This is a genomic window from Scandinavium manionii, from assembly GCF_024764775.1.
Lineage (GTDB): Bacteria > Pseudomonadota > Gammaproteobacteria > Enterobacterales > Enterobacteriaceae > Scandinavium > Scandinavium manionii.
On sequence record NZ_JALIGC010000039.1, the window covers coordinates 290,771 to 312,776 of the forward strand.

The 22,006-nt window shown below is 54.6% G+C and carries 19 protein-coding genes; 16 read left to right on the forward strand and 3 right to left on the reverse strand.

Annotated elements, in window-relative coordinates; translation table 11 throughout:
* Positions 1 to 12: 12 nt before the first annotated feature.
* Positions 13 to 1,230 (reverse strand): alanine transaminase AlaA, encoded by a 1,218-nt coding sequence (alaA, locus tag MUU51_RS15860; RefSeq protein ID WP_258968102.1) that lies wholly within the window; start codon positions 1,228 to 1,230, stop codon positions 13 to 15.
* Between the two features lie 941 nt (positions 1,231 to 2,171).
* Here alaA and lrhA point away from each other — a divergent pair.
* The 14 genes from lrhA to nuoN all read left to right on the forward strand — a co-directional run bounded on the left by lrhA (position 2,172) and on the right by nuoN (position 18,910).
* Positions 2,172 to 3,113, forward strand: coding sequence for a transcriptional regulator LrhA (gene lrhA / locus MUU51_RS15865; RefSeq protein ID WP_159770224.1), 942 nt, complete (start codon positions 2,172 to 2,174; stop codon positions 3,111 to 3,113).
* Positions 3,114 to 3,740: 627 nt separating this feature from the next.
* Positions 3,741 to 4,187 carry an NADH-quinone oxidoreductase subunit NuoA gene (nuoA, locus tag MUU51_RS15870; protein WP_159770227.1) on the forward strand — a complete coding sequence of 149 codons (447 nt, stop codon included), beginning with the start codon at positions 3,741 to 3,743 and terminating at the stop codon, positions 4,185 to 4,187.
* A gap of 15 nt (positions 4,188 to 4,202) precedes the next feature.
* Positions 4,203 to 4,877 carry an NADH-quinone oxidoreductase subunit NuoB gene (gene nuoB, locus MUU51_RS15875; protein ID WP_097161758.1) on the forward strand — a complete coding sequence of 225 codons (675 nt, stop codon included), beginning with the start codon at positions 4,203 to 4,205 and terminating at the stop codon, positions 4,875 to 4,877.
* A gap of 89 nt (positions 4,878 to 4,966) precedes the next feature.
* Positions 4,967 to 6,772: an NADH-quinone oxidoreductase subunit C/D gene (gene nuoC / locus MUU51_RS15880; RefSeq protein WP_258968103.1), complete on the forward strand. Its 1,806-nt coding sequence runs from the start codon at positions 4,967 to 4,969 to the stop codon at positions 6,770 to 6,772.
* A gap of 2 nt (positions 6,773 to 6,774) precedes the next feature.
* Positions 6,775 to 7,275 (forward strand): NADH-quinone oxidoreductase subunit NuoE, encoded by a 501-nt coding sequence (gene nuoE, locus MUU51_RS15885; protein WP_110509249.1) that lies wholly within the window; start codon positions 6,775 to 6,777, stop codon positions 7,273 to 7,275.
* Positions 7,272 to 8,609 carry an NADH-quinone oxidoreductase subunit NuoF gene (nuoF, locus tag MUU51_RS15890; RefSeq protein WP_159770233.1) on the forward strand — a complete coding sequence of 446 codons (1,338 nt, stop codon included), beginning with the start codon at positions 7,272 to 7,274 and terminating at the stop codon, positions 8,607 to 8,609. Before nuoE ends, nuoF begins: the two co-directional genes overlap by 4 nt.
* A gap of 57 nt (positions 8,610 to 8,666) precedes the next feature.
* Positions 8,667 to 11,393, forward strand: a complete 2,727-nt coding sequence (nuoG, locus tag MUU51_RS15895; protein WP_159770236.1) for an NADH-quinone oxidoreductase subunit NuoG — start codon at positions 8,667 to 8,669, stop codon at positions 11,391 to 11,393.
* Positions 11,390 to 12,367, forward strand: a complete 978-nt coding sequence (gene nuoH / locus MUU51_RS15900) for an NADH-quinone oxidoreductase subunit NuoH (protein WP_159770239.1) — start codon at positions 11,390 to 11,392, stop codon at positions 12,365 to 12,367. The genes nuoG and nuoH overlap by 4 nt, the downstream gene beginning before the upstream one ends.
* 14 nt (positions 12,368 to 12,381) lie before the next feature.
* Entirely contained in the window at positions 12,382 to 12,924 is a 543-nt protein-coding gene (gene nuoI / locus MUU51_RS15905; protein ID WP_159770242.1) for an NADH-quinone oxidoreductase subunit NuoI, read from the forward strand.
* 11 nt (positions 12,925 to 12,935) lie between these two features.
* Complete coding sequence (gene nuoJ / locus MUU51_RS15910; RefSeq protein ID WP_110509259.1) at positions 12,936 to 13,490, forward strand: NADH-quinone oxidoreductase subunit J; 555 nt, start codon at positions 12,936 to 12,938, stop codon at positions 13,488 to 13,490.
* Entirely contained in the window at positions 13,487 to 13,789 is a 303-nt protein-coding gene (gene nuoK / locus MUU51_RS15915; RefSeq protein WP_097161765.1) for an NADH-quinone oxidoreductase subunit NuoK, read from the forward strand. Before nuoJ ends, nuoK begins: the two co-directional genes overlap by 4 nt.
* Positions 13,786 to 15,627: an NADH-quinone oxidoreductase subunit L gene (gene nuoL / locus MUU51_RS15920; protein WP_258968104.1), complete on the forward strand. Its 1,842-nt coding sequence runs from the start codon at positions 13,786 to 13,788 to the stop codon at positions 15,625 to 15,627. Before nuoK ends, nuoL begins: the two co-directional genes overlap by 4 nt.
* Before the next feature lie 289 nt (positions 15,628 to 15,916).
* Entirely contained in the window at positions 15,917 to 17,446 is a 1,530-nt protein-coding gene (gene nuoM / locus MUU51_RS15925) for an NADH-quinone oxidoreductase subunit M (RefSeq protein ID WP_159770248.1), read from the forward strand.
* Between the two features lie 6 nt (positions 17,447 to 17,452).
* Positions 17,453 to 18,910 (forward strand): NADH-quinone oxidoreductase subunit NuoN, encoded by a 1,458-nt coding sequence (gene nuoN / locus MUU51_RS15930; RefSeq protein ID WP_159770251.1) that lies wholly within the window; start codon positions 17,453 to 17,455, stop codon positions 18,908 to 18,910.
* A gap of 59 nt (positions 18,911 to 18,969) precedes the next feature.
* Here nuoN and MUU51_RS15935 read toward each other — a convergent pair whose 3' ends face one another.
* Entirely contained in the window at positions 18,970 to 19,974 is a 1,005-nt protein-coding gene (locus tag MUU51_RS15935; protein ID WP_159770254.1) for a chemotaxis protein, read from the reverse strand.
* A gap of 213 nt (positions 19,975 to 20,187) precedes the next feature.
* Positions 20,188 to 21,108, reverse strand: coding sequence for a ribonuclease Z (gene rnz / locus MUU51_RS15940; RefSeq protein ID WP_159770257.1), 921 nt, complete (start codon positions 21,106 to 21,108; stop codon positions 20,188 to 20,190).
* A gap of 53 nt (positions 21,109 to 21,161) precedes the next feature.
* Between rnz and MUU51_RS15945 the strand changes: the two genes are divergently transcribed.
* Both MUU51_RS15945 and elaB read left to right on the forward strand, forming a co-directional pair.
* Positions 21,162 to 21,620 carry a GNAT family N-acetyltransferase gene (locus tag MUU51_RS15945; protein ID WP_159770260.1) on the forward strand — a complete coding sequence of 153 codons (459 nt, stop codon included), beginning with the start codon at positions 21,162 to 21,164 and terminating at the stop codon, positions 21,618 to 21,620.
* Between the two features lie 46 nt (positions 21,621 to 21,666).
* Positions 21,667 to 21,972 carry a stress response protein ElaB gene (elaB, locus tag MUU51_RS15950; RefSeq protein ID WP_159770263.1) on the forward strand — a complete coding sequence of 102 codons (306 nt, stop codon included), beginning with the start codon at positions 21,667 to 21,669 and terminating at the stop codon, positions 21,970 to 21,972.
* Positions 21,973 to 22,006: the final 34 nt, after the last annotated feature.

Sequence of the window (22,006 nt, forward strand, 5' to 3'; positions counted from 1 at the left end):
CGGTCGACGGCGTTATGCCTGACGGTAGCCGGACAGGAAGCGGCTGAAGCGCGAGATAGACATTTCCAGGTCATCCATGCGCGGTAGCGTAACGATACGCACGTGATCTGGCCACGGCCAGTTGAAGGCAGAGCCCTGAACCAGCAGCACTTTTTCCTGCAGCAGGAAATCGAGCACCATTTTCTGGTCGTCGTGAATATTAAAACGCTTGCTGTCGATTTTCGGGAACATATACAGCGCGCCGTTTGGCTTCACGCAACTGACGCCCGGGATGTCGTTGATCAATTCCCACGCACGGTTACGCTGCTCATACAGACGACCGCCCGGCACGATAAATTCGCTGATGCTCTGATAACCGCCCAGCGCCGTCTGAATAGCGTGCTGTGCCGGAACGTTGGCGCATAACCGCATCGAGGCCAGCATTTCCAGACCTTCGATGTAGCCTTTGGCGTGTTTCTTCGGCCCGTTCAGAACCATCCATCCCTGGCGGAAACCCGCTACGCGGTAGGTTTTTGACAGGCCGTTGAAAGTGACGGTCAGCAGATCCGGCGCCAGGGCGGCAATCGAATGGTGCTGGGCTTCGTCGTAGAGGATCTTGTCGTAGATTTCGTCGGCGAAAATAATCAGATTGTTTTGACGCGCGATTTCCACGATCTCCAGCAGTAGCTCTTTGGAGTACACCGCGCCGGTTGGGTTGTTTGGGTTAATAATCACGATCCCACGGGTTCGCGGGGTTATCTTGGCGCGAATGTCGTCAAGGTCCGGGAACCAGCCTGCAGATTCATCACACAGATAATGCACCGCTTTACCGCTGGAGAGCGACACTGCCGCCGTCCATAACGGGTAATCCGGGGCCGGAACCAGCATTTCATCACCGCTGTTGAGCAGCGCCTGCATCGCCTGAACGATAAGCTCAGACACACCGTTACCGATGTAGATATCTTCTACCGTAACGTCACGCATATCGCGTGCCTGGTAGTGCTGCATGATGGCCTTACGGGCCGAATAGAGGCCCTTGGAATCGCAATAGCCCTGTGCTGTTGGAAGATTACGGATCACATCGACGAGGATTTCGTCAGGGGCGTCGAAGCCGAACGGGGCCGGGTTGCCGATATTCAGTTTAAGAACCTTGTTGCCTTCTTCTTCAAGACGTTTAGCTTCTTTTAGTACCGGACCGCGGATGTCATAACAGACATTATCTAATTTGCTGGATTTTTCGATGGGGGACATGAATCTTGACCTTTTCGCTAGTTTTGCCACTCCCTGCCGTGGAAGTCTGCACGGAATAAGGTACTCCCCATCACGGGTATTTTGAAGGGTTGGCAGGACAATATTTTGCACATTACGTGATGCCTGTGTGATTTGTTTGGCTGCTATTTGGCCGCTTCGTCTGCCTAAATCACCATGTTTAGTATTGTCCATAGTGATTAATGTTGTCACTTGTCTTTGCGTGTGGATTTTTAACTAATTTTATCTGGGGTGCAGCCGACTATCCTGCCGGGTTCATTTTGATATCAGGCGAAATTTTAACCACTAAAAGCTGACGGTTTGCTACCCTATGGATGAGGATTAATATCTCTGTCTGTGAATACATTGTTAAGCGTTGTTAATGAAAGAATATTTAAATAATTAATGTTTTTCATTAATTGCAAAGTTGTCTCTGCGGTTTGTTAATTTATTTAGAAATCATGATCATCATTTAAAAATTCATGTAAGATAATACCTAATAACACTTATAAATATAAAGGTTTTGCGGTAGGATACCGTGGTAAGCAGGCTCCGATTATCAGCGTCCAGGTGATATCCGTGTTTGCTGGTATAATATAACTTGATGTTATTGCTCATATTTTTGTGGTGTTTTATGTGTCTGTAATTTTTGACGTTATTGTTGAGTGTTCTTTAAGACTTTAAAGTTAAAGTAACAACTTTTTTGAAAATCCTCACGTAAAAGTGTCAGAAATAATTAAATCATCATTCAGGTGTAAACGAAAATATAGCTAAGGGGTCTGCTTAAAGAGAAGCAGGCAGGCAATTATAATGCAATAACGCTCTTTCAGGCATTCGTCCGGCTTGCCGGGCCGTGGGATATGATTCAAAAGGAATTGCCTGATTTTCTTAGAGCACAGCATCAACCAGGCAGGTCAGCACAAGCAACCTGTAAGTGAAGAAATATGATTAACGCAAATCGTCCGATATTGAATCTCGATCTCGATCTGCTGAGAACGTTTGTTGCGGTCGCTGATCTGAACACCTTTGCTGCAGCTGCGGCTGCTGTGTGTCGTACCCAGTCTGCTGTCAGCCAGCAGATGCAGCGCCTTGAGCAGCTGGTTGGTAAAGAGCTGTTCGCCCGTCATGGTCGAAATAAGCTGCTGACGGAACATGGCATACAGCTGCTGGGCTATGCGCGCAAAATTCTGCGCTTTAACGATGAAGCCTGTACGTCGCTGATGTTTAGTTCCCTGCAAGGGATGTTAACCATCGGTTCTTCTGATGAATCAGCGGACACCATTCTGCCTTTCTTGCTCAACCGTATCAGTTCGGTCTACCCGAAGCTGTCACTGGATGTGCGCGTTAAGCGTCATGGCGAAATGGGCAACATGTTGCAGGCCAGCGAAGTCGATCTGGTGTTAACCACCCATCGTCTGGAGCAGTATGACGCGATTTCATTGCGTACTTCACCAACGCTCTGGTATTGCGCCGCGGATTACATGCTTCCGCCTGGCGAACCCGTACCGTTGGTGTTGCTCGACGATCCAAGTCCGTTCCGCGATATGATTATTGATACCCTGAATGCCGCACGCATTCCGTGGCGTCTGGCGTACGTCGCCTCTACGCTGTCTGCCGTACGGGCAGCGGTGAAGGCTGGATTAGGCGTAACTGCGCGTCCGGTGGAGATGATGAGCCCGGAACTGCGCGTACTGGGTAAAAGTGACGGATTACCGCAATTGCCCGACACCGAGTATCTGCTGAGCTGTAACACCCACAGCCCGAACGAGCTGGTGCAGGCCATTTTCCAGTCGCTGGATAGCTACAATAATCCCTGGTATCAGCACGGGACATATACCTCCGAAGGGGGAGACGATAACCTTGTTACTGAGAAGGATTTAGAGTAACGAGTCCCGTTCTATCTGGTAACAATTTGTAAGTGTAAAAAAAGGCCGCTGAAGCGTAAATTATGTTCAGCGGCCTTTTTATTGGGGAAAGAGTGAACGGATGTGTGCCGTTTCGTTTATTTATACTTATTTTTCATTAGGTTGTTAAATGCCACGCACCATTTGCCACTCTTTACAAACCCAACTTCCCACTTCCTGCTAATGTTAAAAAAACGGCCGGATTGTTGCCGTTTTACAGTGCGAATTAACAGAAGCGTGTCTCAGATCAAGAAAATACTCCCCAATAGGGGGAGGAATCACCGGAGATTCCTGTCAAAATAGAAGGGTAATTAGTGTTTAAGCCTCAGACGGACACGATTCACCAACCGTAAATTCCCTCGGTCATTTCGTCGCGAAAAGGCTAAAGGGCATTTAATGTTAATGAAAGGTGTTCGGTGTAAATTAATGTGAGGAAACTTTTGTTAAAGTTGACAAAAGGTTATAGAAAGGAGTAAAAAACCACATCATTTTGATGTTTAAGCCATTAGTGGCACACATTTTGTGGTTTTTTCATTCCTCCCCATGAATCATGTGGCGTTCATCTGCCAGCCAGAGCAGAGTTTCAGCGCTACTTATTTTGGTTAAGCAATGCGTATGTCAACATCCACTGAAGTCATCGCTCATCACTGGGCATTCGCTATATTTCTCATCATTGCCATAGGCCTCTGCTGTCTGATGCTTGTTGGCGGTTGGTATCTCGGCGGTCGCGCGCGCGCGCGTAGCAAGAACACCCCGTTCGAGTCGGGTATCGACTCTGTGGGCTCCGCTCGCTTACGTCTCTCGGCGAAGTTCTACCTGGTCGCCATGTTCTTCGTCATCTTTGACGTGGAAGCCCTTTACCTTTACGCATGGTCTACGTCTATCCGCGAAAGCGGTTGGGTGGGCTTTGTGGAAGCCGCAATTTTCATTTTAGTGTTACTGGCAGGCCTGGTTTACCTCGTCCGCATCGGTGCGCTGGACTGGACGCCGTCGCGCTCCCGTCGCACGCTGGTTAACCCGGAAACCGACAGTACTACTAATCGTCATACGCAGTAAAAGCGAGGCAATAAGATGGATTATACGCTCACCCGCATAGATCCTAACGGTGAGAACGACCGTTACCCCCTGCAAAAACAGGAGATCGTAACCGACCCTCTTGAGCAGGAAGTAAACAAAAGTGTGTACATGGGCAAGCTCGAAAATGCCCTGCACGATATGGTCAACTGGGGTCGCAAGAACTCAATCTGGCCATACAACTTTGGCCTTTCCTGCTGCTACGTTGAAATGGTGACGTCATTCACTGCGGTGCATGACGTTGCGCGTTTTGGGGCAGAAGTACTGCGTGCTTCCCCACGTCAGGCTGACCTGATGGTAGTTGCCGGTACCTGTTTCACCAAAATGGCCCCGGTCATTCAGCGTCTGTACGATCAAATGCTTGAGCCAAAGTGGGTTATTTCCATGGGCGCCTGTGCAAACTCTGGCGGCATGTACGACATTTACTCTGTTGTACAGGGCGTCGATAAGTTTATCCCGGTCGATGTTTATATCCCTGGCTGCCCGCCGCGTCCGGAAGCCTACATGCAGGCTCTGATGCTGCTGCAGGAATCCATCGGCAAAGAACGTCGTCCGCTCTCGTGGGTGGTTGGCGATCAGGGCGTGTATCGCGCCAACATGCAATCTGAGCGCGAGCGTAAACGCGGCGAACGTATTGCTGTGACGAATCTGCGGACACCCGACGAGATTTAACTTTGCGCCTGTGGGCAGTGGACAAAGCCTTCGCATATCAAAATTAATAGCGCGGAGCCACGCCCAACAGTCACCACGGAACTTTTGCAATGGTGAACAATATGACCGATTTAACCGCGCACGAAGCTGCCGAATGGCAGACCCGGGATCATCTCGATGACCCGGTGATTGGCGAACTGCGCAACCGTTTTGGGCCGGATGCCTTTACCGTTCAGCCGACCCGCACCGGGGTACCCGTTGTTTGGGTTAAGCGCGAACAGTTACTGGAAGTGGTCGATTTCCTCAAGAGATTGCCAAAGCCTTACGTCATGCTGTTTGATTTACACGGCATGGACGAGCGTCTGCGCACACACCGTGACGGGTTACCCGCCGCGGATTTTTCCGTTTTCTACCATCTCATGTCTATCGACCGCAACCGCGACATCATGCTCAAGGTTGCGCTGTCTGAGAACGACCTGAATGTGCCGACGGTGACCAAACTTTTCCCTAACGCCAACTGGTATGAGCGTGAAACCTGGGAAATGTTCGGAATTAACATCGAGGGCCACCCGAATCTGCGTCGCATCATGATGCCGGATACCTGGGAAGGGCACCCGCTGCGTAAAGACTACCCGGCTCGCGCCACCGAATTCGATCCGTTTGAGCTGACCAAAGCCAAGCAGGATCTGGAGATGGAAGCGCTGACCTTCAAGCCTGAAGACTGGGGCATGAAACGCAGTACCGAAAACGAGGACTTCATGTTCCTCAACCTCGGCCCTAACCACCCGTCTGCGCACGGTGCGTTCCGTATCATTCTGCAGCTGGATGGCGAAGAGATTGTCGACTGTGTTCCGGATATCGGTTACCACCACCGTGGTGCTGAGAAAATGGGCGAGCGTCAGTCCTGGCACAGTTACATTCCGTACACCGACCGTATCGAGTACCTCGGCGGCTGCGTGAACGAAATGCCATACGTGCTGGCCGTTGAAAAACTGGCCGGGATCAAAGTGCCTGAGCGCGTTGATGTTATCCGCGTCATGCTCTCTGAACTGTTCCGTATCAACAGCCACCTGCTGTATATCTCCACCTTCATTCAGGACGTCGGTGCCATGACGCCGGTGTTCTTCGCCTTCACCGACCGTCAAAAAATCTACGATCTGGTCGAAGCGATCACCGGTTTCCGTATGCACCCGGCCTGGTTCCGTATCGGCGGCGTTGCACACGACCTGCCGCGTGGCTGGGAGCGTCTGCTGCGTGAGTTCCTCGACTGGATGCCGAAGCGTCTGGCTTCTTACGAGAAAGCCGCGCTGCGCAACTCCATTCTGAAAGGCCGTTCTCAGGGCGTTGCCGCGTACACCGCGAAAGAAGCGCTGGAGTGGGGCACCACCGGTGCTGGCCTGCGTGCTACCGGGATCGACTTCGACGTGCGTAAGGCGCGTCCGTACTCTGGATATGAAAACTTCGACTTCGAAATCCCGGTTGGCGGCGGTGTATCCGACTGTTACACCCGCGTGATGCTGAAAGTGGAAGAGCTGCGCCAGAGCCTGCGCATTCTTGAACAGTGTTACAAGAACATGCCGGAAGGCCCGTTCAAAGCGGATCACCCGCTGACGACGCCGCCACCGAAAGAGCGCACGCTGCAGCATATCGAAACCCTGATCACTCACTTCCTGCAGGTTTCCTGGGGTCCGGTCATGCCGGCCAACGAATCCTTCCAGATGGTTGAGGCGACTAAGGGCATCAACAGTTACTACCTGACAAGCGACGGCAGCACCATGAGCTACCGTACCCGTATTCGTACGCCGAGCTATGCGCACTTGCAGCAGATCCCGGCCGCGATCCGCGGAAGCCTGGTTTCGGACCTGATCGTTTATCTGGGTAGTATCGATTTTGTTATGTCAGATGTGGACCGCTAATTATGCACGAGAATCAACAACCACAAACCGAGGCTTTTGAGCTGAGTGCGGCTGAGCGTGACGCTATCGAGCACGAAAAGCATCACTACGAAGATCCGCGTGCGGCGTCCATTGAAGCGCTGAAGATCGTTCAGAAGCAGCGTGGCTGGGTGCCGGATGGGGCCATTTACGCCATCGCAGACGTGCTGGGTATCCCGGCAAGTGACGTCGAAGGTGTGGCGACGTTCTACAGCCAAATTTTCCGCCAGCCGGTTGGCCGCCACGTGATTCGCTACTGCGACAGCGTGGTTTGTCATATCACGGGCTATCAGGGTATTCAGGCGGCACTTGAGCAAAAGCTCAACATCAAGCCGGGCCAGACCACCTTTGATGGACGTTTCACCCTCCTGCCAACCTGTTGTCTCGGCAACTGTGACAAAGGGCCGAACATGATGATTGATGAGGATACTCACAGCCATCTGACGCCGGAGGCGATCCCTGATCTGCTGGAGCGGTATAAATGAAAAACATTACCATGACTCCTGAAACGCACCCGCTGACATGGCGCCTGCGTGAAGACAAACAGCCGGTTTGGCTCGAAGAATATGAGAGCAAAAACGGCTATGCCGGGGCGCGTAAAGCCCTGAGCAGCCTGGCACCTGATGAAATCGTCAATCAGGTTAAAGACGCGGGCCTGAAAGGGCGCGGCGGCGCGGGCTTTTCCACTGGTCTGAAGTGGAGCCTGATGCCGAAAGACGAATCCATGAACATCCGTTACCTGCTGTGTAACGCTGATGAAATGGAGCCGGGCACCTATAAAGACCGCCTGTTGATGGAGCAGCTGCCGCACCTGTTGGTGGAAGGCATGCTGATTTCCGCGTTTGCGCTGAAAGCGTATCGCGGCTACATCTTCCTGCGTGGCGAATACATCGAAGCCGCTGTTCACCTGCGTCGTGCGATTGCCGAAGCGACCGAAGCCGGTCTGCTCGGGAAAAACATCCTCGGGTCCGGTTTCGATTTCGAACTGATCGTTCACACCGGGGCAGGGCGTTATATCTGTGGTGAAGAAACCGCGTTGATTAACTCCCTCGAAGGTCGTCGTGCCAACCCACGTTCCAAGCCGCCATTCCCGGCGAGCTCCGGCGTCTGGGGTAAACCGACCTGTGTGAACAACGTAGAAACCCTCTGCAACGTCCCGGCCATTCTCGCGAACGGCGTGGAGTGGTACCAGAACATCTCGAAAAGCAAAGATGCGGGTACCAAGCTGATGGGCTTCTCCGGTCGCGTGAAGAATCCAGGCGTATGGGAGCTGCCGTTTGGCACCACTGCGCGTGAAATTCTTGAAGACTACGCGGGCGGTATGCGTGATGGCCTGAAATTCAAAGCCTGGCAGCCAGGCGGCGCGGGAACCGACTTCCTGACCGAATCGCACCTCGATTTGCCGATGGAGTTTGAAAGCATCGGTAAAGCGGGCAGCCGTTTAGGTACGGCGCTGGCGATGGCCGTTGACCATGAAATTGGCATGGTCGGGCTGGTGCGTAACCTGGAAGAGTTCTTCGCCCGCGAATCCTGCGGCTGGTGTACGCCATGCCGTGATGGTCTGCCGTGGAGCGTGAAAATTCTGCGTGCTATCGAGCGGGGCGAAGGCCAGCCGGGCGACATCGAGACACTTGAGCAACTGTGTCGATCACTCGGTCCGGGCAAAACCTTCTGCGCGCACGCACCTGGCGCGGTTGAACCGCTGCAGAGTGCGATTAAATATTTCCGCGATGAATTCGAAGCAGGCATCAAGCAGCAGTTCAGCAATACCCATGCGATTGGTGGGATCCAGCCAAACCTGCTGAAGACGCGCTGGTAACGATCTGAGTTTTTTGATTAACGCCTGGTTTCGACCGGGCCAACTGGAAGCACGCTAATGGCTACGATTCATGTAGACGGCAAAGAATACGAGGTCAACGGAGCGGACAACCTGTTACAGGCTTGCCTCTCTCACGGCCTTGATATTCCCTATTTTTGCTGGCATCCGGCGCTGGGAAGCGTTGGCGCCTGCCGCCAGTGTGCGGTGAAGCAATATCAAAACGCGGAAGACACGCGTGGCCGCCTGGTGATGTCCTGTATGACACCGGCATCCGACGGCACCTTTATTTCTATTGATGACGAAGAAGCGAAGCAGTTCCGCGAAAGCGTTGTCGAGTGGTTGATGACCAACCACCCGCACGACTGTCCGGTCTGTGAAGAGGGCGGCAACTGTCACCTGCAGGATATGACCGTCATGACCGGTCATAGCTTCCGTCGTTATCGTTTCACCAAACGTACCCATCGTAACCAGGACCTGGGGCCGTTCATCTCTCACGAAATGAACCGCTGCATCGCCTGTTACCGCTGTGTGCGTTATTACAAAGATTACGCCGACGGCCCGGATCTGGGTGTTTATGGCGCGCATGACAACGTCTATTTCGGACGTCCGGAAGATGGCACGCTGGAGAGCGAATTCTCCGGTAACCTCGTTGAAATCTGCCCGACCGGCGTTTTCACCGACAAAACACACTCCGAACGCTACAACCGTAAATGGGACATGCAGTTTGCGCCAAGCATCTGCCAGCAGTGTTCTCTGGGTTGTAACACCAGCCCGGGTGAGCGCTACGGCGAACTGCGTCGTATCGAAAACCGTTATAACGGTACCGTAAACCATTACTTCCTGTGCGACCGCGGTCGTTTCGGTTATGGCTACGTGAACCTGAAAGACCGTCCGCGTCAGCCGGTCCAGCGTCGCGGTGACGACTTCATCACCCTTAACGCCGAGCAGGCGATGCAGGGCGCCGCAGATATTCTGCGTCAGTCGAAGAAAGTCATCGGCATCGGTTCTCCACGCGCAAGCGTAGAGAGCAACTTCGCGCTGCGTGAACTGGTCGGGGCGGATAACTTCTACACCGGTATCGCCAAAGGTGAACAGGAACGTCTGCAGCTGGCACTGAAAGTGCTGCGCGAAGGCGGCATCCATACGCCTGCGCTGCGTGACATCGAATCTTACGACGCAGTTCTGGTGCTCGGTGAAGATATCACCCAGACCGGCGCTCGTGTTGCCCTGGCGGTTCGTCAGGCGGTGAAAGGTAAAGCACGTGAAATGGCAGCGGCCCAGAAAGTGGCTGACTGGCAGATTGCGGCGATCCTCAACATCGGTCAGCGTGCGAAACACCCGCTGTTCGTGACTAACGTCGACAACACCCGTCTGGACGACATCGCGGCGTGGACCTACTGCGCACCGGTTGAAGACCAGGCGCGTTTAGGTTTCGCTATCGCCCACGCGCTGGATAACAGTGCGCCAGCGGTTGAAGGCCTGAGCAACGATCTTAAAGGCAAAGTGGACGTCATCGTACAGGCGCTGGCCGGTGCGAAAAAACCTCTGATTGTCTCCGGGACCAACTCCGGCAGCGCCGAAGTGATTCAGGCAGCGGCTAACGTCGCTAAAGCCCTGAAAGGCCGCGGTTCAGACGTCGGTGTGACCATGATTGCCCGTGCGGTGAACAGCGTTGGACTCGGCATGATTGGCGGCGGATCGCTTGAAGAAGCCTTAGACGAGCTGGAATCCGGTTCTGCTGATGCCGTTGTGGTGCTGGAAAACGATCTGCACCGTCACGCTTCTGCTGCCCGCGTTGATGCTGCACTGTCCAAAGCACCGCTGGTGATGGTGATTGACCATCAGCGCACCGCGATTATGGACAAAGCCCATCTGGTGCTGTCCGCGGCGAGCTTCGCAGAAAGCGACGGAACGGTCATCAACAACGAAGGCCGCGCTCAGCGTTTCTTCCAGGTTTACGATCCGTCTTATTACGACAGCAACATCATCATGCTGGAAAGCTGGCGCTGGCTGCATTCGCTGCACAGCACCTTAGAAAGCCGTGAAGTTGACTGGACCCAACTGGATCACGTTATTGACGCCGCCGTGGCTGCAATGCCGCAGCTGGCAGGCATCAAAGATGCTGCGCCTGATGCATCGTTCCGTATTCGTGGTCAGAAATTGTCTCGTTCGCCGATTCGCTCCAGCGGTCGTACCGCGATGCGCGCGGATATCAGCGTGCACGAGCCACGTCAGCCGCAGGATAAAGACACCATGTTCGCCTTCTCCATGGAAGGGAACAACCAGCCAACGGCTGCACGTTCGCAAATTCCATTTGCGTGGGCACCAGGCTGGAACTCCCCGCAGGCATGGAACAAGTTCCAGGCTGAAGTGGGTGGTCATCTGCGTAACGGCGATCCGGGCGTGCGTCTGATTGAAGCGTCTGAAAACGGTCTGGCTTACTTCGAGCAGGTTCCGGCCAGCTTCGAAGCGCAGGACGGTCAATGGCGTATCGCGCCTTACTATCACCTGTTCGGCAGTGATGAAATGTCACAGCGTTCGCCGGTCTTCCAGAGCCGTATGCCGCAGCCGTACATCAAGCTCAATCCGGCCGATGCCGCGAAGCTTGGCGTCAACGCGGGTGCACAGCTGGCTATCAGCTACGACGGTCAGACCATCAACCTGCCGCTGGTGCTTTCCGATGCACTGACAGCAGGGCAGGTCGGTCTGCCAATGGGTATGCCGGGTATTGCGCCAGTGCTGGCGGGTGCGCGTATTGAAAATCTGCAGGAGGCGAAAGCATGAGTTGGTTAACACCGGATGTTATCGACATTCTGTTAAGCATCCTGAAAGCGGTCGTCATTCTGCTGGTGGTCGTCACCTGTGGTGCGTTCATGAGCTTTGGTGAACGTCGTCTGCTCGGTCTGTTCCAGAACCGTTACGGACCGAACCGCGTAGGCTGGGGGGGTTCACTCCAGCTGGTGGCGGACATGATCAAGATGTTCTTCAAAGAGGACTGGATCCCGAAATTCACCGACAAGGTTATCTTTACCCTTGCGCCGGTGATCGCGTTCACCTCTTTGCTGCTGTCGTTCGCTATCGTCCCGGTCAGTCCGACCTGGGTGGTTGCTGACCTCAACATCGGTATCCTGTTCTTCCTGATGATGGCAGGCCTGGCGGTTTACGCGGTGCTGTTCGCGGGCTGGTCGAGTAACAACAAATACTCGCTGCTCGGTGCGATGCGTGCTTCGGCGCAGACCCTGAGCTACGAAGTGTTCCTCGGCTTATCGCTGATGGGTGTTGTGGCGCAGGCTGGCTCCTTCAACATGACCGATATCGTTAATAACCAGGCGCACCTGTGGAACGTGATCCCGCAGTTCTTCGGCTTCATCACTTTCGCCATCGCGGGCGTAGCGGTATGTCACCGTCACCCGTTTGACCAGCCGGAAGCGGAGCAGGAACTGGCCGACGGTTACCACATTGAATATTCCGGCATGAAGTTCGGTCTGTTCTTCGTCGGCGAATACATCGGTATTGTCACCGTTTCAGCGCTGATCGTCACACTGTTCTTCGGTGGCTGGCAGGGTCCGTTCTTACCACCATTCATCTGGTTCGCGCTGAAAACCGCGTTCTTCATGATGATGTTCATTTTGATCCGTGCAGCATTGCCGCGTCCGCGTTATGACCAGGTAATGTCCTTCGGCTGGAAAATCTGCCTGCCGCTGACGCTGATCAACTTGTTGGTAACGGCGGCTGTCATTCTCTGGCAGGCGCAATAAGGGGCGAATAGACCATGACCTTAAAAGAATTATTAGTGGGCTTTGGCACCCAGGTTCGCAGTATCTGCATGATCGGGATGCATGCGTTCGCCAAACGCGAAACGCAGATGTATCCGGAAGAGCCGGTTTATCTGCCGCCGCGCTACCGTGGCCGTATCGTGCTGACGCGCGATCCGGACGGCTCCGAGCGTTGTGTAGCCTGTAACCTGTGTGCGGTAGCTTGTCCGGTTGGCTGTATCTCTCTGCAAAAAGCAGAGACCAAAGACGGCCGCTGGTACCCAGAGTTTTTCCGTATTAACTTCTCACGCTGCATTTTCTGCGGTCTGTGTGAAGAAGCGTGCCCAACCACGGCGATTCAGTTGACCCCGGATTTCGAACTGGGTGAATACAAGCGTCAGGATCTGGTGTACGAGAAAGAGGATCTGCTGATTTCCGGTCCGGGCAAATACCCGGAATATAACTTCTACCGGATGGCGGGTATGGCAATCGACGGCAAAGATAAGGGCGAAGCAGAGAACGAAGCCAAGCCTATCGACGTCAAGGGCCTGTTACCGTAAGGAGAGGGGCAATGGAATTCGCATTTTATATTTGTGGTCTGGTCGCCATCCTGGCCACGCTACGGGTCATCACGCACACCAATCCGGTGCATGCGTTGTTGTACCTGATCATCTCACTGCTGGCGATTGCCGGGGTGTTCTTCTCGCTCGGCGCTTACTTCGCCGGTGCGCTGGAGATTATCGTCTACGCCGGGGCCATCATGGTTCTGTTCGTATTCGTGGTGATGATGCTGAACCTGGGTGGCGCTGAAATCGAACAGGAACGCCAGTGGCTGAAGCCGCAGGTCTGGATTGGGCCTGGTGTGCTGTCCGTTATCCTGTTGGCGGTGATTGTTTACGGTATCCTGGGCGTGAGCGACCAGGGTATCGAAGGCAACGCTATCAGCGCTAAAGAAGTCGGTATCGCCCTGTTTGGTCCGTACGTACTGGCGGTGGAGCTGGCCTCAATGCTGCTGCTGGCGGGCCTGGTTGTTGCCTTCCACCTGGGACGCGAAGAGCGTGCCGGTGAAGTACTGAGCAACCGTTCGAACGATAGCGCGAAAAGAAAACCGGAGGAGCGCGCATGATCCCCTTAACACATGGACTGATCCTCGCCGCGATCCTCTTCGTTCTCGGTCTGACAGGTCTGGTTATCCGTCGCAATCTGCTGTTTATGCTGATCGGTCTGGAAATCATGATTAACGCCGCCGCGCTGGCCTTTGTGGTCGCTGGCAGCTACTGGGGCCAGACCGACGGTCAGGTAATGTATATCCTCGCTATCAGCCTTGCGGCTGCGGAGGCGAGTATTGGCCTGGCGCTGCTGCTGCAGCTCCACCGTCGCCGCCAGAACCTGAACATCGATTCAGTAAGTGAGTTGCGTGGATGAACATGCTTGCCTTAACCATCATTTTGCCATTGATTGGCTTCTTACTGCTGTCCTTCTCCCGTGGCCGTTGGTCGGAAAACGTTTCCGCCACCATCGGTATGGGGTCTGTCGGCCTGGCGGCGCTGGTCACCGCGTTTGTTGGCGTTGATTTCTTCGCTAACGGCAAACAGGCCATCAGCGTCCCACTGTGGACCTGGATGTCAGTCGGTGATTTCAACATCGGTTTCAACCTGGTGCTGGACGGCCTGTCGCTGACCATGCTCTCCGTGGTGACCGGTGTTGGCTTCCTTATCCACATGTTCGCTTCCTGGTACATGCGCGGTGAAGAGGGTTACTCTCGCTTCTTCGCCTACACCAACCTGTTCATTGCGAGCATGGTGGTGTTGGTGTTGGGTGATAACCTGCTGCTGATGTATCTCGGCTGGGAAGGCGTGGGCCTGTGCTCCTATCTGCTGATCGGTTTCTACTACACCGATCCGAAGAATGGCGCAGCGGCAATGAAAGCGTTCGTCGTGACCCGTGTGGGTGACGTCTTCCTCGCGTTCGCGCTGTTCATTCTCTATAACGAGCTGGGCACGCTGAACTTCCGCGAAATGGTTGAACTGGCACCTGCGCACTTCGAAGCGGGCAACAATATGTTGACCTGGGCGACGCTGATGCTGCTGGGTGGTGCGGTCGGTAAATCTGCACAGCTGCCGTTGCAGACCTGGCTTGCGGATGCAATGGCCGGTCCAACGCCGGTTTCTGCGCTGATCCACGCCGCGACCATGGTGACCGCGGGCGTCTACTTGATTGCCCGTACCCACGGTCTGTTCCTGATGACGCCGGAAATTCTGCATCTGGTCGGAATCGTTGGTGCGGTTACGCTGGTGCTGGCAGGTTTCGCTGCGCTGGTGCAAACCGACATCAAACGTGTACTCGCTTACTCCACCATGAGCCAGATTGGCTACATGTTCCTGGCGCTGGGCGTCCAGGCGTGGGATGCGGCGATTTTCCACCTGATGACGCATGCGTTCTTTAAAGCACTGCTGTTCCTCTCTTCTGGTTCCGTCATCCTGGCGTGTCACCACGAGCAGAACATCTTCAAGATGGGTGGCCTGCGTAAGTCGATTCCGCTGGTTTACGTCTGCTTCCTGGTCGGTGGCGCGGCGTTGTCCGCTCTGCCGCTGATTACTGCAGGCTTCTTCAGTAAGGACGAAATCCTTGCCGGTGCGATGGCTAACGGTCACGTCAATCTGATGGTGGCGGGTCTGGTGGGTGCGTTCATGACGTCGCTCTATACCTTCCGCATGATCTTCATCGTGTTCCACGGCAAAGAGCAGATCCACGCTCACGCAGGGAAGGGCATTACCCATCACCTGCCGCTGATCGTTCTGCTTGTTCTGTCCACCTTCGTTGGCGCGATGATTGTGCCACCGCTGCAGGGTGTACTGCCGCAGACGACTGAACTTGCGCATAGCCACGTACTGACACTGGAAATCACTTCCGGAATTGTTGCGATTGCCGGCATCCTGATCGCCGCATGGCTGTGGCTGGGCAAACGTACGCTGGTGACCGCGATTGCCAACAGTGCGCCGGGCCGTCTGCTCGGAACCTGGTGGTACAACGCGTGGGGCTTCGACTGGCTGTATGACATGATTTTCGTCAAACCGTATCTGGGCATTGCGTGGCTGCTGAAACGCGATCCGCTGAACAGTCTGATGAATATCCCGGCCATTCTTTCCCGCTTTGCAGGTAAAGGCCTGCTGGTCAGCGAGAACGGTTATCTGCGCTGGTATGTGGCATCCATGAGCATTGGCGCGGTGGTTGTTCTCGCGTTGCTGATGGTTTTGCGTTGAGTTTGAGGATTGGGGTTGTTTTGCCCGGTGGCACTGCGCTTACCGGGCCTACAGAATCGTAGGTCGGATTAGCAAAACGCCATCCGACATAATGGCCCAACGTTATTTTTAGAATTCGTTGAAAATCTGTTCCTGAAGTACAGGCGTCATCGGCGAAGTCAGACCGGAGACCGCCAGCGCACAGCAACCGGAGCGTACTGAAGTACGTGAGGATTGCGAGCACTGCCGGGATTCGGGCTGGCGAGCGAGATAGCCTGAGCAGGAGTAAATATAAGGGACATACTTAGCTATGTTATTACCCTGGTTGATACTAATCCCGTTTATCGGCGGCTTCTTATGCTGGCAGACCGAACGCTTCGGCGTGAAGATGCCGCGCTGGATAGCGCTGATTACAATGGGACTGACGCTGGCCCTGTCCCTGCAACTGTGGTTGCAGGGCGGCTACTCTCTGACGCAAGCCGCTGGCCTTCCGCAATGGCAGTCTGAATTTATTCTGCCGTGGATCCCACGCTTTGGCATTAATGTCCACCTCGCCCTCGACGGTCTGTCGCTGCTGATGGTGGTGCTGACCGGCCTGCTCGGCGTGCTGGCGGTGCTCTGTTCCTGGCGTGAAATCGAAAAATACCAGGGCTTCTTCCACCTCAACCTGATGTGGATCCTGGGCGGCGTAATCGGCGTGTTCCTCGCCATCGACATGTTCCTGTTCTTCTTCTTCTGGGAGATGATGCTGGTTCCGATGTACTTCCTGATCGCGCTGTGGGGCCACAAAGCTTCTGACGGTAAAACGCGTATCACGGCGGCGACCAAGTTCTTCATCTACACCCAGGCGAGCGGTCTGGTGATGTTGATTTCGATCCTGGCGCTGGTATTCGTACATTACAGCGCAACGGGCGTCTGGACGTTCAGCTACGAAGAGCTGCTGAAAACGCCGATGACCCACAACGTGGAATATCTGCTGATGCTCGGCTTCTTCATCGCGTTTGCGGTGAAAATGCCGGTGGTTCCGCTGCACGGCTGGCTGCCAGACGCGCACTCACAGGCACCGACTGCGGGTTCCGTTGACCTCGCGGGCATCCTGTTGAAAACCGCGGCCTACGGTATGCTGCGTTTCGCACTGCCGCTGTTCCCGAATGCGTCCGCTGAGTTCGCTCCTATTGCGATGTGGCTGGGTGTTATCGGTATCTTCTACGGCGCGTGGATGGCCTTCACGCAATACGACATCAAACGTCTGATTGCCTACACCTCCGTCTCGCACATGGGCTTCGTGCTGATTGCGATTTACAGCGGTAGCCAGCTGGCATACCAGGGTGCAGTGATTCAGATGATTGCGCACGGTCTGTCCGCGGCGGGTCTGTTCATTCTGTGTGGTCAGCTGTACGAACGTCTGCACACGCGTGACATGCGCATGATGGGCGGTCTGTGGAGCAAAATTAAATGGCTGCCTGCGCTGTCCATGTTCTTCGCCGTCGCGACGTTGGGTATGCCGGGCACCGGTAACTTCGTCGGTGAATTCATGATCCTGTTCGGCAGCTTCCACGTCGTGCCGGGTATCACCGTGATTTCCACCTTCGGTCTGGTCTTTGCGTCTGTTTACTCGCTGGCGATGCTGCATCGCGCTTACTTCGGTAAAGCGAAAAGCGAAATTGCTGCCAAAGAATTGCCAGGGATGTCGCTGCGCGAGCTGTTTATCGTCCTGCTGTTAGTGGTGCTGCTTGTTCTGCTCGGGTTCTACCCGCAGCCGATCCTCGACACTTCTCATGCTGCGATGGGCAATATTCAGCAGTGGTTTGTTAATTCCGTTTCTACTACAAGGCCGTAAATCGCCATGACAATAACTCCACAACAACTGATCGCACTGCTACCGCTGCTGATCGTCGGCTTGACGGTGGTGGTTGTGATGCTCTCCATTGCGTGGCGACGCAATCATTTCTTCAATGCCACGCTGTCGGTCATTGGCCTGAACGTCGCTCTGCTGTCGCTCTGGTTTGTTGGCCACGTTGGCGCAATGGACGTGACGCCGCTGATGCGCGTCGATGGTTATGCCATGCTCTACACCGGGTTGGTGCTGCTGGCGAGTCTCGCCACCTGTACTTTTGCCTATCCGTGGCTTGAGGGCTATTACGACAACAAAGAAGAGTTCTACCTGCTGGTGCTGATTGCCGCGCTGGGTGGGATTCTGCTGGCTAACGCGAACCACATGGCGGCGCTGTTCCTCGGTATCGAGCTTATCTCGCTGCCGCTGTTCGGCCTGATTGGCTACGCGTACCGTCAAAAGCGCTCTCTCGAAGCGAGTATCAAATACACCATTCTGTCTGCCGCAGCGTCTTCATTCCTGCTGTTCGGTATGGCGCTGGTGTACGCGAACTCTGGCAGTCTGTCGTTCCTGGCGCTGGGTAAAGCGCTTGCAGACAACATGCTGCATGAGCCGCTGCTGCTGGCAGGCCTGGGTCTGATGATTGTTGGCCTTGGCTTCAAACTGTCTCTGGTTCCATTCCACCTGTGGACGCCAGATGTGTATCAGGGCGCACCTGCACCGGTTTCCACCTTCCTGGCAACCGCAAGCAAAATCGCTATCTTCGGCGTGGTGATGCGTCTGTTCCTGTACGCACCAGTGGGTGACAGCGAAGCGGTACGTGTGGTGTTGGGCATTATTGCCTGCGCCTCCATTCTCTTCGGTAACCTGATGGCGCTGAGCCAGACCAACATCAAGCGTCTGCTCGGCTACTCCTCCATCTCGCATCTGGGTTATCTGCTGGTGGCGCTGATTGCGCTGCACAGCGGTCAGATGTCCATGGAAGCCGTAGGCGTGTATCTGGCCGGTTATCTGTTCAGCAGCCTCGGCGCGTTCGGCGTGGTTAGCCTGATGTCTAGCCCATACCGTGGCCCGGATGCAGATTCTCTGTACTCCTACCGTGGTCTGTTCTGGCACCGTCCAATCCTGTCAGCGGTGATGACAGTGATGATGCTCTCTCTGGCGGGTATCCCGATGACCCTCGGCTTTATCGGTAAGTTCTACGTGCTTGCCGTCGGTGTTCAGGCGCACCTGTGGTGGCTGACTGCCGCGGTGGTACTGGGCTCTGCGATTGGTCTCTACTACTACCTGCGTGTAGCGGTGAGTCTGTATCTGGAAGCGCCACAGCAACTGAACCGTGATGCGCCGTCGAACTGGCAGTACAGCGCCGGTGGTATTGTGGTACTGATTTCTGCCCTGCTGGTGCTGATCCTTGGTATCTACCCGCAGCCGCTGATCAGTATCGTCCAGATGGCGATGCCGATGATGTAATCTCCTGATTACAAAATAAAAAACCCGCTTCGGCGGGTTTTTTTACGCCTGAAAACCAATCACGCCGAATGCAGCCGACTAATCAGTGGCCCTTCTTCGCGGCGCTCGGCGCGCTCGAGCACTTCCTTAATCACTGATGACAGCTCATTAATTTCGAACTTCGCCACATAGCCGTCGGCTTTCACTTTGCGGATATGGTCTTCGTTAGCATTGCCCGACAGCGACGAGTGGATAACGACCGGAATCGCTTTCAGGCGCGGGTCAGATTTGATTTTACGCGTCAGGGTAAAGCCATCCATCTCCGGCATTTCGAGGTCGGTCAGCACCAGCGCGATTTTATCGGTCACCGGCACGCCTTCGTCCTGCGCTTCTTTCGCCAGCTTTTCGATAGTCTCCCAGGCCTGTAGCCCGGTAACGTGCATCCTGGCCGGGATCTCCATGGCATGCAGGCCTTTCTCCAGCATCGCCCGCGCCACTTTCGAGTCTTCGGCGACAATCGCTGCTGCGCCCGGCTTAATGCGCTGTTTCGGCGCAGTCAGGCGTGTGGCGTGCAGGTCGTGGTCGGCAGGCGCGATGTCATACAGGATTTGTTCCACATCGATAACCATCGCCAGGTTATTGCTGTCTCTCTCATTGTCGAGGCAGGCAATGCTGGTGATGTACTGGCCGTTGACCGCTTTTTCCGCAGTATGAACCTGGGTCCAGTCGAGACGCGTAATGTTTTCCACCGACTCCACGGCAAACGCCTGCACGCTGCGGGCATACTCGGTGATAAGCAGAATGTTCAACCCGCTTTCCGCTTTGCAACCCAGTACCGACGGCAGGTCAATGACCGGGATAATTTGGTCGCGAATATTCACCATACCCATCACCGGTGCCTTAATGCCCGCGGGTTTAGTGAAGGAGGGCATCGGCACGATTTCACGCAGTTTGAAAACGTTAATGCCAAACAGTTCTGACTTGCCTCCGTCCTCTGATGCGCCAAGGCGGAACAGCAGCAGTTCAAAGCGGTTCGACAGGGTCAAATTTGCCCTGTCGTCGATATCTTTCTGGAAATTATCCATATTGCCCTCAGAGTAAAGAGTCGGGTCGAGCCTTTACTCTGTTATCGGCAAATAGGCATAAAAGTTAAGAACCAACCCCATCAGGGCTATTTTGCTTGCCATTTTGAACCAGGGGCAGTGCTCGAAATCCTCACGTACTACGTGTACGCTCCGGTTTCTGCGCGCTGTCCGTGTTCAAACTGTCTGTGCTAATAACACCTGCTGGGATTGGTTCTACACCAAAGGGAACACGCTGAAATCTTCCGCCAGCTCACATGGCTCAAATACGCTTCGACACTCGGCCAGCAGGCGCTGACAGCCTTCCCGGTCATAGCGGGAACTCACATGCGTAATAATCAACTTGCCGACGTGGGCATCGCGCGCCAGTTCGGCGGTCTGAATCGACGAGGAGTGCCCACGGCTGTTGGCTTTTTCTGCCATATGGTGTTCGAGCGTGGTTTCATGCACCATCACATCCACATCTTTCGCCATCGCCAGCGCGGCCGGGCAGGGGGCGGTATCACCGAAAATAGCCAGTTTTACTCCGGGCGTGCTTGCCCCTAAATAATCCTGACCATTCACAATGCGCCCATCCGGCATCTCAACCGTCTGTCCTTTTTTCAACTGCTGGAACAGCGGCCCGGCTTTAATGCCGTCGGCCAGCAGGCGCTGGGCGTCGAGCGGGCCGGGTTTATCGTGCTGCTCGATGCGGTAGCCAAAACATTCCACCGGATGATTGAGCGGATATGCGGTGACCTTGAACTGACCATCGTCAAACACTTCTCCGGAGCTGATTTCTTCAACGGTGAGCGGATAATCGGTCCATGAACCGCTCAGGCGCAGCGCCATTTCGACAAATTCTTTAATGCCCTTCGGGCCATAAATCGTCAGTGGCGACGGATTGCCCTGCATCGAACGGCTGCACAACAGGCCCGGCAGCCCGAACAAATGGTCGCCGTGCAGGTGAGTGATGAAGATTTTATCGAGCTTTCCCGGATGATGGCTGGTTTTAAGAAACTGATGTTGCGTGCCTTCGCCACAGTCAAACAGCCACATTTGCGACAGCGTTGGTTGTTGCAAATTCAGCAGTATCGACGTCATATTACGGTGACGGGTCGGTACGCCTGCGGATGTCCCGAGAAAAATCAATTCCATAACGCAATGTCCTCGACGCGTTAAATTAAAACGACAGTATAACGGAGCTCAATATGATTCAGTGGAACGATCTTCACCACAGCCAGTTAACCGTCCCGCAGTTGTATGCATTGCTCAAGCTGCGCTGTGAAGTGTTCGTGGTGGAGCAGACCTGTCCTTATCAGGATATCGACGGCGACGATCTGCTGGGGGATAACCGGCATATCCTCGGCTGGCGCGACGGAGAGCTGGTGGCGTATGCGAGGATTCTGAAAAGCGAAGAAGAATTTGAGCCAGTAGTGATTGGTCGGGTGATTATCAGCCACGCGGTACGAGGTGAAAAACTGGGCTATAAGCTGATGGAACAGACCCTCGCCAGCTGCCAGAAAAACTGGCCGCAGAAGGCGCTGTATCTGGGGGCACAGGCGCATCTGCAACCGTTCTATGCCCATTTTGGTTTCTGCCCGGTCACCGACATTTATGACGAAGACGGTATCCCGCACATCGGCATGGCGCGGGAAGCGAACTCCTGAACCATTGTCTATAGTTAGCGGACAGGTTTAACCATGGAGAAAACTGATGGCTTATCATTCTTATGAATCACGTATTGATGACGATCTGGCTTTGCTGAGTGACACTCTGGAAGAGGTCTTAAGCTCTTCGGGCGATCCTGCTGACCAGAAATATATTGAGCTCAAGCTTCGGGCTGAACAGGCCTTACAGGACGTACAGTCCCGCGTCAGCCAGGCGTCAGACACCTATTATTACCGTGCTAAACATGCCGTAACCCGTGCTGATGACTACGTACACGAAAAACCGTGGCAGGGCATTGGTGTCGGTGCCGCCGTCGGGCTGGTATTGGGGCTGTTGTTAGCGCGTCGATAGTCGTCTAAGCGCGTCGGTAAAAATCCACTCCCTC

Excerpts from the sequence above, each read along its gene's own strand:
- alaA (WP_258968102.1), bottom strand. The coding sequence starts at position 1,230 with ATGTCCCCCATCGAAAAATCCAGCAAATTAGATAATGTCTGTTATGAC.
- lrhA (WP_159770224.1), top strand. The coding sequence starts at position 2,172 with ATGATTAACGCAAATCGTCCGATATTGAATCTCGATCTCGATCTGCTG.
- nuoA (WP_159770227.1), top strand. The coding sequence starts at position 3,741 with ATGCGTATGTCAACATCCACTGAAGTCATCGCTCATCACTGGGCATTC.
- nuoB (WP_097161758.1), top strand. The coding sequence starts at position 4,203 with ATGGATTATACGCTCACCCGCATAGATCCTAACGGTGAGAACGACCGT.
- nuoC (WP_258968103.1), top strand. The coding sequence starts at position 4,967 with ATGGTGAACAATATGACCGATTTAACCGCGCACGAAGCTGCCGAATGG.
- nuoE (WP_110509249.1), top strand. The coding sequence starts at position 6,775 with ATGCACGAGAATCAACAACCACAAACCGAGGCTTTTGAGCTGAGTGCG.
- nuoF (WP_159770233.1), top strand. The coding sequence starts at position 7,272 with ATGAAAAACATTACCATGACTCCTGAAACGCACCCGCTGACATGGCGC.
- nuoG (WP_159770236.1), top strand. The coding sequence starts at position 8,667 with ATGGCTACGATTCATGTAGACGGCAAAGAATACGAGGTCAACGGAGCG.
- nuoH (WP_159770239.1), top strand. The coding sequence starts at position 11,390 with ATGAGTTGGTTAACACCGGATGTTATCGACATTCTGTTAAGCATCCTG.
- nuoI (WP_159770242.1), top strand. The coding sequence starts at position 12,382 with ATGACCTTAAAAGAATTATTAGTGGGCTTTGGCACCCAGGTTCGCAGT.
- nuoJ (WP_110509259.1), top strand. The coding sequence starts at position 12,936 with ATGGAATTCGCATTTTATATTTGTGGTCTGGTCGCCATCCTGGCCACG.
- nuoK (WP_097161765.1), top strand. The coding sequence starts at position 13,487 with ATGATCCCCTTAACACATGGACTGATCCTCGCCGCGATCCTCTTCGTT.
- nuoL (WP_258968104.1), top strand. The coding sequence starts at position 13,786 with ATGAACATGCTTGCCTTAACCATCATTTTGCCATTGATTGGCTTCTTA.
- nuoM (WP_159770248.1), top strand. The coding sequence starts at position 15,917 with ATGTTATTACCCTGGTTGATACTAATCCCGTTTATCGGCGGCTTCTTA.
- nuoN (WP_159770251.1), top strand. The coding sequence starts at position 17,453 with ATGACAATAACTCCACAACAACTGATCGCACTGCTACCGCTGCTGATC.
- MUU51_RS15935 (WP_159770254.1), bottom strand. The coding sequence starts at position 19,974 with ATGGATAATTTCCAGAAAGATATCGACGACAGGGCAAATTTGACCCTG.
- rnz (WP_159770257.1), bottom strand. The coding sequence starts at position 21,108 with ATGGAATTGATTTTTCTCGGGACATCCGCAGGCGTACCGACCCGTCAC.
- MUU51_RS15945 (WP_159770260.1), top strand. The coding sequence starts at position 21,162 with ATGATTCAGTGGAACGATCTTCACCACAGCCAGTTAACCGTCCCGCAG.
- elaB (WP_159770263.1), top strand. The coding sequence starts at position 21,667 with ATGGCTTATCATTCTTATGAATCACGTATTGATGACGATCTGGCTTTG.